Annotated in this window: 12 protein-coding genes; 4 read left to right on the top strand and 8 right to left on the bottom strand. The window is 70.7% G+C overall.

The genetic code is table 11. The features are described 5' to 3' along the window. The coding region (locus AOK15_RS00255; protein WP_157870132.1) for an ABC transporter ATP-binding protein at positions 1-1,108 on the top strand (1,108 nt) is incomplete at its 5' end. Positions 1,109-1,163: 55 nt separating this feature from the next. Here the strand turns inward: AOK15_RS00255 and AOK15_RS00260 are convergent. The 3 genes from AOK15_RS00260 to AOK15_RS00270 form a co-directional block, all read right to left on the bottom strand. Next, positions 1,164-1,721, bottom strand: a complete 558-nt coding sequence (locus tag AOK15_RS00260; RefSeq protein WP_055511381.1) for an RICIN domain-containing protein — start codon at positions 1,719-1,721, stop codon at positions 1,164-1,166. A gap of 136 nt (positions 1,722-1,857) precedes the next feature. Continuing rightward, positions 1,858-3,327, bottom strand: coding sequence for an APC family permease (locus tag AOK15_RS00265; protein WP_055511383.1), 1,470 nt, complete (start codon positions 3,325-3,327; stop codon positions 1,858-1,860). Positions 3,328-3,426: 99 nt separating this feature from the next. Then, complete coding sequence (locus tag AOK15_RS00270) at positions 3,427-4,161, bottom strand: FadR/GntR family transcriptional regulator (protein WP_055511385.1); 735 nt, start codon at positions 4,159-4,161, stop codon at positions 3,427-3,429. A gap of 618 nt (positions 4,162-4,779) precedes the next feature. Here AOK15_RS00270 and AOK15_RS00275 point away from each other — a divergent pair. The 3 genes from AOK15_RS00275 to AOK15_RS00285 all read left to right on the top strand — a co-directional run bounded on the left by AOK15_RS00275 (position 4,780) and on the right by AOK15_RS00285 (position 7,335). After that, complete coding sequence (locus AOK15_RS00275; RefSeq protein ID WP_055511387.1) at positions 4,780-6,234, top strand: amino acid permease; 1,455 nt, start codon at positions 4,780-4,782, stop codon at positions 6,232-6,234. 136 nt (positions 6,235-6,370) lie between these two features. Continuing rightward, positions 6,371-6,703: a cupin domain-containing protein gene (locus tag AOK15_RS00280; RefSeq protein ID WP_055511389.1), complete on the top strand. Its 333-nt coding sequence runs from the start codon at positions 6,371-6,373 to the stop codon at positions 6,701-6,703. Positions 6,704-6,786: 83 nt separating this feature from the next. Then, complete coding sequence (locus AOK15_RS00285) at positions 6,787-7,335, top strand: hypothetical protein (protein ID WP_055511391.1); 549 nt, start codon at positions 6,787-6,789, stop codon at positions 7,333-7,335. Between the two features lie 115 nt (positions 7,336-7,450). On the opposite strand, the gene AOK15_RS00290 is transcribed toward AOK15_RS00285, so the two are convergent. The 5 genes from AOK15_RS00290 to AOK15_RS00310 form a co-directional block, all read right to left on the bottom strand. After that, positions 7,451-10,555, bottom strand: a complete 3,105-nt coding sequence (locus tag AOK15_RS00290) for an RICIN domain-containing protein (protein WP_055511393.1) — start codon at positions 10,553-10,555, stop codon at positions 7,451-7,453. A gap of 211 nt (positions 10,556-10,766) precedes the next feature. Further along, entirely contained in the window at positions 10,767-11,765 is a 999-nt protein-coding gene (locus AOK15_RS00295) for an aldo/keto reductase (RefSeq protein ID WP_055511476.1), read from the bottom strand. A gap of 146 nt (positions 11,766-11,911) precedes the next feature. Beyond that, entirely contained in the window at positions 11,912-12,808 is an 897-nt protein-coding gene (locus tag AOK15_RS00300; RefSeq protein ID WP_055511395.1) for an amidohydrolase family protein, read from the bottom strand. A gap of 37 nt (positions 12,809-12,845) precedes the next feature. After that, positions 12,846-13,193 carry an L-rhamnose mutarotase gene (locus AOK15_RS00305; protein WP_055511397.1) on the bottom strand — a complete coding sequence of 116 codons (348 nt, stop codon included), beginning with the start codon at positions 13,191-13,193 and terminating at the stop codon, positions 12,846-12,848. Further along, complete coding sequence (locus AOK15_RS00310; RefSeq protein ID WP_055511399.1) at positions 13,190-15,205, bottom strand: DUF8034 domain-containing protein; 2,016 nt, start codon at positions 15,203-15,205, stop codon at positions 13,190-13,192. Before AOK15_RS00310 ends, AOK15_RS00305 begins: the two co-directional genes overlap by 4 nt. Between the last annotated feature and the right edge of the window lie 48 nt (positions 15,206-15,253).

Raw genomic sequence — 15,253 nt, forward strand, 5'->3', positions numbered from 1 at the left:
GCCGACGGCCGGCCTCCACCCCGAACTCCGCGACGACATCGGCGACCTGCTGCGCCACCTCGCCCGCGAGCACGACCTGGCGGTGGCGCTCTCCTGCCACGACCCCGACCTCGTGGCGCGCATCGCTGACGAGGTGGTGGAACTCCGGGCGGGGGCGGGCTTGCCCGGCACGGCCCGCAGGGGTGGTGCGCCGGTGGGCCCGGTGGACGGCCGGGTGGAGGCGCGAGCCGGAGACGCGAAGGAGGTCCGGGCCGGAGACGCGGTGAAGGTTCGGATCGGGGACACCGGGCAGGGCCAGGTCGAGGGCCGGCTGCGGCACCGGGAGCCCCGGACCGGGCCGACGGACGTCCCCGTGCTCGACGTGCGCGGTCTGTGCGTGGTGTTCGGCCGGCGTTCGGACGCTCCCGCGCTGGACGGTGTCTCACTGGCCGTCGCTCCCGGGGCGGCGACCGGCATCGTCGGCGCCTCGGGCTCCGGCAAGACCACGCTCGTCCGCGCCGTGGTCGGGCTCCAGCCGATCACCGCCGGCACGATCCGTCTCGACGGGGCGCCGCTGAGCACGGGCCTGCGCGGGCGCAGCCGTGAACAGCGCCGCCGCGTCCAGTTGGTCACACAGAACCCGCTCGGTGCGCTGAACCCCAGCCGTACGGTCGGCGCCGCGCTCGGCAGACCGCTGCGGCTGCACCGGCGGTGCGCGTCCGGCGTGGCGCCGGCCCGGGTGGCGGAACTGCTCGAACACGTCGGTCTGCCCGCCGAGTTCGCCTCCCGCTATCCGCACGAACTCTCCGGCGGACAGCGTCAGCGCGTGGCCATCGCACGGGCCCTGGCGGCCGACCCGGACGTGCTGATCTGCGACGAGGTGACCTCGGCGCTGGACACCGCCACCGCCGAGTCGATCATGGACCTGCTGGTCCGGCTGCGGGAGGAGCGCGGCACGGCCCTCGTACTCATCAGCCATGATCTCCCGCTGATCGCCGACCGCACCGACACGGTCACCGTCCTCGACGCGGGCCGCACCGTGGAATCGGGCCCCACGGCGACGGTCTTCACCGCCCCGGCCCACGAGGCGACCCGCGCGCTCCTGCGAGCACCGGTGGTGGCGGTGTGAGACCGGGGACGACATGACACGGGGGAGGGGAAGGCGGCGCTGACCCTCTCGCGGCTCAGTACGGCTGCAACGTCCAGTGCTGGAGAGGGCTGCCCGTCTCCCGCCAGATGCCGACCGGGTTGCCGTTGAGGCCACCGCTGCTGGAGTAGGCGTCCATCGGCGCGGTCCCGTTGCGCTGCATGTAGATCTTGTAGTAGTTGCCGAAGGGCACCAGCTTGAGTTTCTGTGACGCCGAACGGTTGCAGTCCCACAGCTTGAACTGCCAGCCGATGTCGCCCCCGGACTCGGCGGGATAGTCCAGGCAGCGTCCCTTGCGCTCGTTCACGAGGACGTAGGGATAGAGGGAGTCGTGCGATTTTTCGAGCCGCCACTGCTCGCTGATGCCGCCGTTGCAGTCCCACAGCCCGACGGCGTTGCCGTTCTCACCGCCGCCGGAGTAAAAGGCGTCGAGACAGCGCCCCGTGCCGCGGTTGACGAGATGGTAGACATCGGCGAGCAACGCCGCGTCGTTGGTGCCGGACCGAGCCGGTGCCGCCGTCGCCGAGGTGAGCGTTCCGGTGATCAGTGCCGCGGCGGCGGCCGACACCGCCAGCGCACGCTTGAAGACGCGCATATGTTCCCCCTGGTCTCATGCGGGCTTGATGCGGTTCAGCGTGCGCTCGACTCGACGCCAAGGGCGACACCTTTCGATCTGGTTCGAAACGAGGGCCTTGACCTGGGAACGGTGTCACGCGCCGGGCACGTCTCAGTCAGTCCGCGTCGGCGACGATCGAGCCCACGCGTTCGGCGAGGGTCGGGTCGCGGCGGACCAGGAGGGCCGCGTAGCCGACGGCGGCGAGCAGCGTGGCGATCGCCGCGTACGGGAACCAGCTGTACGGCGCCGGCTGGCCGGGCTTGGCGAGGTAGTAGAGCGGGACCAGGATGGCCACTGTGCCCACCGCGGGCAGGAGGAGGTGCCGTACCACCCGGAACTCCTGCGGGCGGTATCTGCGGTAGTACAGCGGCAGCGCGATGTTGGACGCCAGGTACACCAGCAGGATCAGGATGGCGCCGAGCGTCGAGGACTCGGTGAAGAAGACCACCGGGTTCATGGGGCCGCCGCCCGGGCCCAGCAGATGGCCGAGGCCCCAGCCGCCGATGATCAGCAGTGCGATGGCGGTGAAGGTGACGATCGCGTTGTTCGGGGTGCGCCTGGTGGGGTGCACATAGCCGAAGAAGGACGGCAGCAGTCCCTCCCGTCCGGCGTTGAACACCAGGCGTGCCTGGGAGTTGATGCCCGCGATCAGCACACCGAGGGTGGAGGTCAGACCGCCGAGGTAGGCGAGGAACGCCAGCACGCCGAGGGTGTCGTGGGCCACCTCGATGAAGGGGATCCGGGACTCGCCGAGCGCGGTCACGTCGTAGCCGAAGCCGGTCACCGTGGCGTAGGCGAACAGGATGTAGCTCACGGTCATGATGGCGACGGAGGAGAACACCGCGCGGCCGACGTTGCGCCGAGGGTTCTCCGTTTCCTCGGCGAGCGCCGCCGAGTTCTCCCAGCCGATGAACAGGTACACCGCCAGCGGAAATCCCGCCGCCAGACCCTTGAAACCGTCGCTGATGTGGCTGGGCAGGAACGGGTCGAAGGACAGCGCGCCCCGGTGCTCCACGAGCGCCGCCACCGAGACCACGACCAGCACCAGCATCTCGGCGCCGAAGAAGTAGCCGGCCCACTTCGTGGACACCACCACGCCGCGCAGCATCAGCAGCACCGCCAGCCCGGTGAGCAGCAGCGTCCAGATGATCCACGGCAGGTCAACGCCGGTGTAGTGGTGCAGGGTGATCTGTACGAACCCGCCGGAGATCGAGACGACGCCGGCCATCGCGATGATGTAGCCCACCGCCGCCAACAGCGCCGTGGTCACCGCGCTGACCGGCCCGAACGTCCTGCCGACGAACGTGATGAAGCTGCCCGCCGACGGGTGCGCCCGGGAGAACTCGGCCAGCGTGTTGCCGAGGAGCGCGACGGCGATGCCCGCGGCCGCGATGGTCAGCGGCGACGCCACGCCCGCGGTGGTGGCGAGGAAGGCGAAGCCGAAGAAGAAGCTCATGGCCGGGCCGACGTTGGCCATGGTGGCGGCCGCGATGTCCGCCATGCCGAGGACACCGCCGCGCAACCGCTGGGGCGCGCCGCCGGCGGGTCCCGGCGGGGACAGCGGACCGGCTCCGGGGTGGGGCATGGCGGCAACTCCTCGTGCGGTGGTGTGGCGTGATGGGTGCGCGGGCTGTCGACGATCGTGCTGTCGGGCGGGTACGGCGGCCGCCGACCGGACCGGGTGTCAGCCGTGCCCGGAACGCTGGTGCGCCTTCACCGCCCGCACGGCCCGATCGGTCGCGCCCCGTCCCAGTTCGGTGAGGAGTTCGGCGTGGCAGCCGTTCCGTTCCCGTACCGCCTCGGGCCGCGGCGCGGGCAGCAGCAGACACAGGCGGCCGAGCAGATCGGCGGCGAACTCGCGGATCCCGGGACCGCCGAGCACCTCCGCGAGGTCCAGATGGAAGCGGGTCTCCAACTCGGCGAGGTGCGCCGGGTCGTCCGTGCTTTCCATGTCCTCGACCAGGGCGCGCAGTCCGTCCAGCCGCTCGGCCGGCACCTCTCCCGCACCGTGCGCCACGAGGCCGCACTCCAGCAGCAGATGGAAGGCGTCCAGCGAGGCCGCCTCCTCGATGTCGTGCGTCAGGGCGACGACGGTGTCCCAGCCCTGCGCGACGAAGGTTCCGCCCGCACGGCCGCGCCTGCGGTCGAGCAGACCGTCCTGGCACATGCCCTCCAGCGCCCGGCGCACGGTGATCTCACTGATCCCCAGCTCCTCGGCGAGGACACCGGCGTCCGGCAGCCGGTCACCGGGCCGCACCACGCGCAGGCGGATCCGCAGCGCGATCCGGGAGCGGACGAGATCGGATCCGCTCTGACCGCCGAGGGGCAGCACGCGGGCGTGTCCCACACCGATGGCCGAGGCCGTGGGGGCGGGGCCCGGCTGGTTGTAGGGCCCGAACTTGCCCGCTGCGTTCACCACGGCGCCACCCTAACGGCCCGCTGATCGCGGCCGGGGTCCGGCGCGGGACCTGGTCCGTGGGGGCGCGGGCGGTTCCCGCGACGGGGTGGTGGTGCGGTGCATCGGGGCTCCCAGGGCGAGGGATGTCGGGAGGGGAGGGCACGGTGGCGGACCGCGATGCAGAAAAAATTAGAGCAAGGTGAACAGTTAAACAAGACCTGCCCGCGGTCGCTCGCGGGGCGGGGAGTGGAGGTCGGGTCGGCGCTTGCGTCACCGCGCCCCTGATCAGGGCATTCGCGCCCTGGAGGACGCGTCGACCGGCCCTCTTCGTGGAGGTCGCGGGGGGTCGTACGAGGGCGAGAGGCTCCGGAGGAGGGCGTGCGGATGCCGGTCGTCCGGCGACAGGACCCCTTGTTTTTTTAGATCGTGCTGAACTATTTTCCTGACCGCCGCCACCGGCACGACCGGTCCGGCAGCCACCGGGTCAGGGGCCGCGGTCCACCATGCCCTCCCCACGACCGTGATCGCCACCCGCCCCGAATCCGGCACCTCCCACGCCCGCCCCGCGGAATCCACGCGGCGACCCCGACCGATCCCGCCGGAACCCTCCCTCGTCCCCATCTGCCTCTGGATGTCGAGATGACCACACGTCCCCCTGTCTCCACCCTCGATCAGGCGACCGCCACGGACAGCGCCCCAGAAGGGTCCGGCCTGCGCGCCGGGCTCAAGGACCGCCATCTGTCGATGATCGCGATCGGCGGTGTCATCGGCGCCGGCCTGTTCGTCGGCTCCGGCTCGGGCATCGCCGCCGCAGGCCCCGGAATCCTGATCTCCTACGCCCTCGTCGGCGCCCTCGTCGTCCTCGTGATGCGGATGCTCGGCGAGATGGCCGCGGCCAACCCCACCTCCGGCTCGTTCTCCGCCTACGCCGACCGGGCGCTCGGCCGCTGGGCCGGCTTCACCATCGGCTGGCTGTACTGGTTCTTCTGGGTCGTGGTGCTCGCCGTGGAGGCGACCGCCGGCGCCAAGATCCTCACCGGGTGGATCCCCGGCGTCCCCCAGTGGGGCTGGGCGTTGATCGTCATGGTCGTGCTCACCGCGACCAACCTCGGTTCGGTCGGCTCCTACGGCGAGTTCGAGTTCTGGTTCGCCGGGATCAAGGTCGTCGCCATCGCCGCGTTCATCGTGGTCGGCGGGCTGGCCGTCTTCGGTCTGCTGCCCGGCTCGGACCACCCGGCGACGGGCCTGTCCAACCTCACCGGGCACGGCGGGTTCCTGCCCCATGGACCAGGGGCGATCCTCACGGGCATCCTGATGGTCGTCTTCTCCTTCATGGGCAGCGAGATCGTCACCCTGGCCGCCGGTGAGACCGAGAACCCGCGGGCCGCGGTCACCAAGGCCACCAACAGCGTGATCTGGCGGATCGCGGTGTTCTACCTGGGCTCCATCCTGGTCGTGGTGTCGCTGCTGCGCTGGGACGACCCGGCGATCCTCAAGGACGGCTCGTACGTGGCCGCGCTGAACTCCATCGGCATCCCGCACGCCGGCCAGATCATGAACGCCATCGTGCTGACCTCGGTGCTGTCCTGCCTCAACTCCGGTCTGTACACGGCGTCCCGGATGGCGTTCTCGCTCGGCCGCCGCAGCGACGCGCCGGCCCCGTTCGCCCGCACCACCGGCCGCGGGGTGCCGCGGACCGCCATTCTGGCCTCGGTGGTCTTCGGCTTCGTCGCGGTCGCCTTCAACTACCTCTGGCCGGACACGGTCTTCCAGTTCCTGCTCAACTCCTCCGGCGCGATCGCCCTGTTCGTCTGGCTGGTGATCTGCTTCTCCCAGCTGCGGATGCGCAGGATCATCCAGCGGGAGACGCCGGACAAGCTGGTCGTCAGGATGTGGCTCTACCCGTACCTGACCTGGGCCACCATCGCGATGATCACGTTCGTGCTGTGCTACATGCTCACCGACACCGCCGACGGCGGCGGCCGCGACCAGGTGGTCCTGTCCACCCTGGTGGCCCTGGGCGTCGTGGGCGTCGCCCTGCTCCGCGACCGTCTGCGCCGCAGCCGCGCGCACGACGCCGCCACCCCCTCCTAGGGACCGCTGACGGTTGAACCGCCGCTCGGCGGCCGGGGCCCTCACCGTCCCCCGGCCGCCGGGCTCGCTGTCGTGACCCGGGAGCGGTCGTGATCGACTGGGGCCGACAGACCGTGAACCCGAGGAGGGTGCCGTGATGGAACGCCGCGTCAACGCGCATGAGCTGGAGCTCGACCCCCTGCCGCTGAAGGAGGAGGACATCCTCGCCGGACGCCCGGCCGCGGCCGCGCGAACGCTGGGGGACCTCGGCGGCACGGAATTCGGTGTGTGGGCCCTCACGGTCGGAACCGTGCGCGACGTCGAGACAGACGAGATCTTCGTCGTCCTGGAGGGAGACGCGACCGTGCGCTTCGAGACCGGGGAGAGCGTCGACCTCACCCCCGGTGTCGTCGTACGCCTGCGCGCGGGGGAGCGCACCGAGTGGGAGGTGCGCTCCCCCCTGCGGAAACTCTTCGTGGCGGCCGACTGAGGTACGGGAAGAGAGCCGCGGCACCGGGGAACGAGTGGAAAAGTCGCGGGTGGCGGGCGGCGCTTCCGCCTAGGGTCGTGGTCATGTTCAAGTCAGGGGTGGGGTTTCTCGCGTTGTTCGGGCTCGGCTGGTGGCTGCTGGGCACGAGCCCGTGGGGCGGGTCGACGCGGCTGGTCCTGATCGGCGTCGGGGGTGTCGTCACGGTGGGGCTGATGCTGGCCGCGCGCCGCTTCCTCCCCGCCTCGGCAGGGGGGCCGTTCCCGGCCGACCGGCGCCGGCGGTTCAACCAGATCAACGGCGTCCAGTGGCTGCTGATCATCGCCATCGCCGCGCTGTGCCGCGCCCTCGACGTGCCGGTGCTCATTCCGCCGCTGGTCGCGGTGGTGGTCGGGCTGCACTTCCTGCCGTTGGCGGTGGTGTTCGAGCAGCCCCGCCTGCGCGTCCCGGCCGCCCTGCTGATCGCCTCCGGGGCCGCGGGCACGACCCTCTGGCTCACCGACGGCCCCGACGAGACCGTCCGCCTCGCGGTGGGCCTCATGTCCGCGCTCTCCCTGTGGGGCGTGGCGACCTGGACGGTCACGGCGACGGCGTCCACCAGGAGCCCCGGACCGGCCGACGCACCGCACGCCTGACGGCAGTACCCGGAGCGCGCCCACCGCGTCCACGGCCCAGCCCGCGCCACGGGAACGGCGACGGTGCCGGCACGTGTGGCCGGCACCGTCGCCGCGGGTCACGGTGGCTGAAGGGTCAGTCCACGCTCACCGCCCGCCACAGCTGGCTGTCGGCGTTCGCGTCCGTCGTCTGGACGAGCTGCGTGCCCGCCGTCGAGTTGGACACCGAGAGCAGCTTGCCGCTCTTCACGTTCTTGATCTTGTAGTAGCCGTTCCCGTCGGCGATCGGTGTCCAGCGCTGGCTCGCGGCGTTGTTGTCGGGCTGCTGGATGATCGTCGCGCCGTCCGACGTGGACCCGCCGGTGACGTCCAGCAGCTGACCGCTGTTCTCGTTGACGATCTCGTAGCTGCCGTCACCGACCGAGACCCACTGCCAGCGCTGGTTCTGCGCCGCGGTGTCGTTCCACTGGATGACGTTCGCCCCGGCGGTGGTCGATCCGCCGGAGACGTCGATCACCTTGCCGCTGCTCTTGTTGAGGACCTTGTAGAACGTGCTCTGGCCGGGGAAGGCGATGAAGGCGAACGCGTCCAGCGCGCAGACCGTGTTGGACGAGGCCGTGTTCTTCGTGCCGGTGCACACGACCTTGATCGTGTGGGGACCCGCGGCGAGATCCGTCTTCTCGAACAGCACCACCTGCTTCGTCACCGTCGAGGCGTACGCGTCGATGCCCGACTGCACCAGGGCGCCGTCGAGGTAGACGTCGACCTTGCCCATGTTCGGCTGCTTCATGCTGAGGTACCGCACGCCCGAGCCGGTGAACGCGTACTGGACGGAGTCGCCCGCCCTGCTGGTGAACTTCTCGGACCCGTTCATGTCCTTCGTGTCGTTCCAGTTCGACCACGTGCCGGAGTAGGTCACGCCGGCCGCCTTGTCGTCGACGTAGGCCCATGACTGCCGTACGAGGGACTTCGACGCGGGGGACGCGTTCCCCTGGGCGTCCACGACGTAGAGGCGGTACTGACCGGCCGTCTGCGGGACGGCGATGCTCGTCGCGGTTCCGGCTGCCTTCGTCATCGTGGGCCCGACGGCGAACGTCGTCGTACCGGAGGGCGCCAGCCAGAGCGTGCTGGTCGCGTCACCGACGCCGCGGACGGGGATGGACGACACGCCCTTGCCGGTGAACGTGCTCGCGGGCAGGGCGTAGTCCTGCAGACCCACGGTGCTCCGGGGGACGAGGTCCTTGTAGGCGTCCTGCAGGCCGGCGTTCACCGCGATGCTGTACGCCTGCGACGGCCACACGTTGTCCGGGTACGCGCGCGCATCCTGGATGGTGCTGTTCGGCACGTTCTTGTTGGACATCTTGTTGACGGTGGCGTAGGTGTTGATGATGGTCAGGTCGTGCTGCCGGCCCCAGGTGCCGGAGTTGATGGTGTAGGCCAGGCCCGGGTCGACGTCGAGCACGTTGTCGTGCTCGTTGAGGTAGGCGGAGCCCTCGTCGGGGTGCCCTCCGTACTTGTGGCCGGCCGGAACGCCCTGGATGTAGTTGTTGCTGATCTCGGTTCCCGGCTGGGCTCCCAGGGTGTAGATCGGAGCGGAGTCGCCGAGCACCTGCATGTTGTCTATGAGCTGGTTGTGGCTGATGGTGTTGTTCTTCGCCGTGGTGGTCGGGTTCCCGGGCTGGATCGAGTTCGTCGAACCGTCGAAGTTCCACCAACCCCAGCCGAGGGTGATGCCCGCCCACGGGGACTTCTCGATCCGGTTGTGCTCCACGGACAGGGAGTCCACGAAGTACGCCGACACGGGGCTGGACCCCTGGAACAACACCGCGCTGTCGTACAGGTAGTTGTTCGTGACCGAGATGTTCTTGCAGACCCCCTCGACGTTCACCGGGTACTTCTCGTTGTTGGTCGAGGTGTAGTCCCCGATGTACACGTGCTGGGGGTGCCCCACGGTGATGGCGGAGCCGGCTATGTCATTGGTGACGTTGCCGGTCAGCTCCGAGTCGGTCACGTCGTTGACCATGTTGATCCCGTCGGCGCCGGTGTGCTGCACCGTGTTGCGCCGCAGGGCGATGCCGTCCGCGTTCTCGATCTGGATGATGCCCGGCGGCAGGTCGACGTTGCGGTACGTGTACGCGTGGAAGTTCTTCCTCGCGTACACGGTGGAACCGGAGTTGCCCTGCTGGCCCTGCCGGAAGACCGAGCCCGCCACATTGGTCAGGCCCCAGTCGGAGTGTTCGACGGTGAGCCCGGAGAACGTGATGTTCCGCGCGTGGTCGGTCCTCGACGTGCCCGCGATCCTGAGGAGGGTGGACACGTTGTTCGGCGCGAAGACCTTCGCCGACGTCATGTCCTCGGAGCCCGACTTGTAGTAGTAGACGGTGTGCTTCGTCTTGTCGAAGTAGAACTCGCCCGGCTGGTCGAGGAATTCGTACGCGTTCATGAAGGTGTGGGTGCCGGCGGCGTCGAATCTGCCGTTCGGCGGTCCCTGGGCGATGGCCGCGCCCGGCTGCTGGAACAGCGCCACGCGGTTGGCGCCGTCCGAGCTCGTGGTGATCTGGCGGACGCCCACGATGGCCGACGTCCACGTCGTCTGCGTTCTGATCTCCACGTCGTCCTGGTTGGCGGCGACGGCGGGCAGATCGGCGAGGCTGTACTTGGCGCCGTCGCACTGCGAACCCGACTCCCAGGCCCAGGGAGCCTGGCCGGCCGTGATGGTGTAGGTGCCGTGGCAGCCGGCCGAGGGAATCGTCTTCGAGGCCATCTGGGCGCGCTTGCCGTCGACGTAGAGCGCGCGGAGCTTGTCGTCGCGGTCCAGCGGGGCCTTCCAGATGTTCCCGCTGTGCTGCGTCCAGCCGGTCACCGGGACACCACCGTTCAGCACCGGCTTCTCGTCCTGGTAGGCGGCGTACACGACACGGTGGCCGTTCGTCCCGGAGTCGGCCGACGTGAAGTCGACGGTGCTGCTGACGGGGTAGTTGCCGCCGCGCAGATAGACGTTGATGTCGCCGGTCATGTCGTCGTTGACGGTGCGTACGACGTCCCGTGCGTGCCGCAGGGTCTTGAACGGCGCGGAGATCGTCCCGGCGTTGGTGTCGTTGCCGTCGGGGGCGACGTAGTACGTGGCCTGGGTCGCGGCCGAGGCCGGGGGCGACAGCGTGAGGGAGGTCAGCGGCGTCGCGACGAGGGCCGTCGCCAGCACGGCCGACAGCCTGCGGACGGTGGAGGGGAAGGGCTTCATGGTCTGCCCCTCCCGCTGGAACGGTCGGTCGGGAAAGCGGTCATGCGGCGGCTCCGGGGGTGCTGTTCGGTGCGGGTTCGCGGACGGGTGACTTCTCAGGGGCGGAAGCGGGGGTTCGGGCTTTCCTGGCGACGGACGCGGTGCGCCCCGGGTAATCGGTCGGGTCGGCCGGGGGCGACGGGACGTGGGGCGCGCTTGCCCCTCAGCGGTGTCAGGGGACACCGCCGGCGGTGGTGGGGACGTCCTGCCTGATCAACCCGCGTTCGCGGAGGTCGTGCCAGAGCGCCCGGGGTACGGCGCTCCGCTGGAGTGCCACGTTCTGCGTCACCTGCGCGCGGTCGCGCATGCCCAGCGTGACGTTGACGGTGCTGGGATGGGTGGTCGGGAAGGCGATGGCGGCGGCGGGAAGACTGGTGCCGTGCTCCTCGCAGACCTCCGCGATCGCCCGTGCGCGGGCGACCAGCTCCGGGGGAGCGTCCTGGTAGTCGTACTTCATGCCGTCGGCGGGCCACGGACGCGAGAGCAGCCCGGAGTTGAAGACACCGGCCGCGACGACGCTCTTGCCCGCTTCCCGCGCGGCGGGCAGCACGTCGTCGAGCGCCGACTGGTCGAGGAGGGTGTAGCGCCCGGCGAGCATGACCACGTCGGCGGCGGTCTCCCGCAGGAAACGGGCGAGCATCGCCGACTGGTTCATACCGGCGCCGATGGCCCCGACGACCCCTTGGTCACGCAGCTCCGCCAGAGCGGGCAGGGCCTCGTCGGCGGCCTGCCGCCAGTGGTCGTCGGGGTCGTGCACGTACACGATGTCGAGCCGGTCGAGGCCGGTGCGGTTCAGGGAGTCCTCCAGGGAGCGGAGCACCCCGTCGCGGCTGAAGTCCCACTGGCGGCGCAGGTCGTCCCGTACGACGAAACCGTCACTGTCGACGCCCCGGGGACGCTCGTTGGGGACGAGGAGGCGGCCCACCTTGGAGGAGACGACGTACTCGTCCCGAGGGCGCTGCCGCAGGGCCGCCCCGAGACGCTGTTCGGAGAGCCCGAGGCCGTAGTGCGGCGCGGTGTCGAAGTACCGGATGCCCGCGTCCCAGGCCGCGTCGACGGCGGCCGACGCGTCGGCCGCCGAGGTGGTGCGGTACAGGTTGCCGATCACGGACGCGCCGAACCCGAGGGCGGTGAGTTCGACGGACGTGCGGGCGACGCTCCGACGTCGCATGACGCCCTCCTCGCGCGTGTCGAGCGGCGCGGTGGGGCCCGGCTCCACGCTCGGTGCGGGAGCCGTGTCCAAGGTACGGGCAGCCGTGTAACGGACGGCGAGGGTCATCGTGTTCTCCGGAGTCCTCTCGGCACGAGCGCCGTGCGTCAGCCGCGGGCGGGGAGGCGGTAGAAGGCGGTCGCGGTGCCGGCGAGGAGCGCGTGGATCTCGCTCTCCGCGCAGTCGGTGAGCAGTTCGTCCACCGTGGCGGCCCAGCGGTTCCAGCCGCCCGCGAGGTTGGCGACCGGCCAGTCGGAGCCGAACATCAGCCGGTCCGGGCCGAAGGACGTGAGCAGCACGTCCCAGACCGGGCGGATGTCGGCGGTGGTCCAGCTGTCGTGGTCGGCCTCGGTGATCAGTCCCGACAGCTTGCAGACCACGTGCTCGTGCGCGGCCAGCCGTCGCACCTGCTCCCGCCACTTGGCGAGGTCGCGCCCGGCGATGTCCGGCTTGCCCGCGTGGTTCAGCACCTGGGGCAGGTCGGGGAAGCGTTCGGCCAGCCGGATCGCCTGGTCGAACTGGTGGCTGCGGACCAGGACGTCGTAGGAGAGCCCGCGGTCCCTCGCCGCGGCCAACCCTCTTTCGACATCGGGGCGTTGCAGCCAGGCCGGTTCCGTCTCGCCCTGGACGAGGTGGCGCAGGGAACGCAGATACGTGCCGCCGGCTCCGGCGAGCAGCCGGTCGAGCGTCTCGCCGATCGCCGGCGACGTGAGGTCCGCCCAGCCGACCACCGCCTCGATCAGCGGTTCCCGCTCCGCGAGGGCGAGCAGGTCCTCCGTCTCGGGCACCTCCGGCATGCACTGCACGGCCACCGTGCCGTGCAGGTGACGGCCCGCGACGGGGCGGGTCGCGGTGGAGCGCAGGTCGTCGGGGGTGAAGGTGCGGCGGATCGATGTCAGGTCGGGGTCGTCGAGCCAGGGCTGCGGACGCCGGTCGAGGTCCCACAGATGGTGGTGCGCGTCGATGAGAACGGGGGCGGGCGTGGAGGCGGGGGCGGAGGTCATGGCGGTTCCAAGTCGGGTCGGTCCGGCGCGGTCCGTGTCAGGCGGTGGCGTCCTCGCCTGGCGGGTCGAGGTGCCAGATCTCGGTCAGTTCCGTCCACTGGCGGGAGTCGCCCCGGTCGGGCCAGGGCTCCTGGCAGGGATCGGTGAGTCTCCACCACTCCCGGGTCTCGGCGTCGGCTTCCAGGGCGGCCATGTCGGCCTCGAAGTCGTCGCCGTGGTACTCGAGGAAGGCGAACAGCACGTCACCGTGGAGGAAGATGCTGTAGTTGCGGATGTTCGCCCGGTGCAGGGCGGCCTCCACGCCGGGCCAGACGGCCGCGTGGAGCCGCAGGTACTCCTCGCGGTGCTCGGGGCGGAGCCTGATGGTCTGCGCGATGCGCCTCATGCGCGTTCTCCTTCCGTGCCCTGGGAGGGCGGGCCCGCCGGGGTGTCGAACGGGGTGCGGTAACTGGGGGTGCGGGAGCGCAGCCGGAGGCGCAGGGTGAGCCGGATACGGGTGGACGCGGGCAGCCGTACGGTCAGGAAGGGGTCGGCGCAGTCCTGCTCCGCCTCGGTGACGACCGGCTCGGTGTGACCGTAGTCGTACATGTCGCCGATCCAGCCGTCGTCCCGGCAGGTGGTGTACCGGACGGCCGTGATGGTGTGCTCGGCGAAGGCGCCGGCCTGGACGATCACCGTGCGCTCGGCTTCGGGGGAGAGGTTCACCAGTTCGACGGTGGTCGCCTCGGGGTCGATGGAGGTGACCAGCGCGGCGACCTCCGGTGGCAGACCGGCGCGGCGGGCCTCGGCGTCGTGGTAGCGCAGCCGGGCCTGCTGCAGGCCGCCGTTGTAGAGCACCTGGGGGCCGCCCCACGTCAGCTGGACGAGGGCTTCGGTGACCACCGGGTTGCACAGCTGCCACACATGGATGTCGGCCTCGGCCACGTCCAGGTCGCGGTAGCGGTCCATCCGGCGCAGCCGGTGGTGGATCTGGGCCTGCGCGGCGGCGAGGATGCGCTCGGGGTAGCCGGGGTCGTCACCGGCGAGGAACGCGAACCATGCCTTCTCGTGCCCCGACTCCTCCTTGGCCCGGAACGGCCGCACGGTACGCCAGTCGATACCGTCGGCCTCGCGCAGCCGCTCCAGCCGGACGCGGTCGGCGTCGGAGGCCGTGTGGTGCCACAGGGCCACCGGCACGGGCGGGGTGAGCGGGTTGTAGTCGAACCAGCCCGAGTCGTTGTGCCGGAACGGAAGGTGCGGTGTCGGGGTGTGGATGTCGGGGCCCAGTTCGACCACCCACTTGGAGGGGAGGCTGGAGTCCGCCTCGGTGTGGGGCATCACCCTGGCGTGACCGATGAGGGTGTCGAGCGAGGTCGCGACCATGGAGAGATAGTCGTCGTCCCCGGTGACGGTGGCCGCCGCGAGCGCCGCCACACAGGCCGCGTGGCCCACGCTGTGCCAGCCGTGCGGCCAGGACCAGCCGTAGTGCCCGCCGTACCAGCGACCGTCCAGCAGACTGCCGACGGCACCGTCCGGGCCCGCGTTGTCGGGGATGAGACCTTCGTTGGCCCGTGTGCGCTCGCGCCACGCGTCCACGTACTCGACGATCCAGTCGCGGTAGCGGTCCTCGCCCGACAGGATCCACGCGTTGAGGACCAGCCCGGCCGCGGCCAGGTTGACCGCGGTGTCGCCGACACCCATCCGGTCCCGCATCTGCGCGCCGAGCCGCGGATCCGCGGAGAGCGGGAACGGGCCGCCCTCCGCCTCCGGGATCCACTCCAGCGGAAAGCCGTACGTCTCCGCTTCCTTCAGCAGCCACGGGTACACGTCGCCGTCGAACAGGCCCGTGCGGTCGGGGTCGCTGCCGTTGTGCGGGCGGGTGATGACACGGTGCTCGGGGTCGTAGTTGCCCCTGGCGGGGTCGACGTACAACTCGGCGAAGCGCAGCGCCCGTTCCGACCAGCGGTCAGGGGCGGCCATGCACAGGAAGTAGAGCAGCAGCAGGCTCTCGCCCTGGTGGAACCAGTCGTAGCCGCGCTCGAACTCGTCGTGCAGCATGCCGAGTTCGGTGAGCTGCCGGGTCACGCCCTCCCAGTGCTTCTCGCCGGCGGCCAGCAGATCGTCCGCACCGCCGAGGAGATACAGCTGGGGCCAGTTGAAGAACACCTCGTAGAAGTCGTCCACACCGTCGCGGGTGGTCAGTGCCCCGGTGTAGTTCAGCCGTCCGTCCGGGCCGGTGAAGTCGCGGGCGAAGCGGCGCCAGGCGTGGTCGAGCAGGTCGAACAGCGCACGTTGTGACACGGCCCAGCCGGGCGGTTCGAGCACCGGCACGCCCGCCTCGATCTCGGGTGGCGGGGCGGGCTGCCCGGCGACCGGGGTGTCCCCACCCGAGGCGGGGCCGGAAGAGGTGAAGGGCATGGGACGGAGCTCCGTTCGGGGGTGGCGGGGTGCGCGCCGGGGACGACG

Source organism: Streptomyces ossamyceticus (assembly GCF_001418475.1).
In the GTDB taxonomy this organism is placed as follows: Bacteria; Actinomycetota; Actinomycetes; order Streptomycetales; family Streptomycetaceae; genus Streptomyces; species Streptomyces ossamyceticus.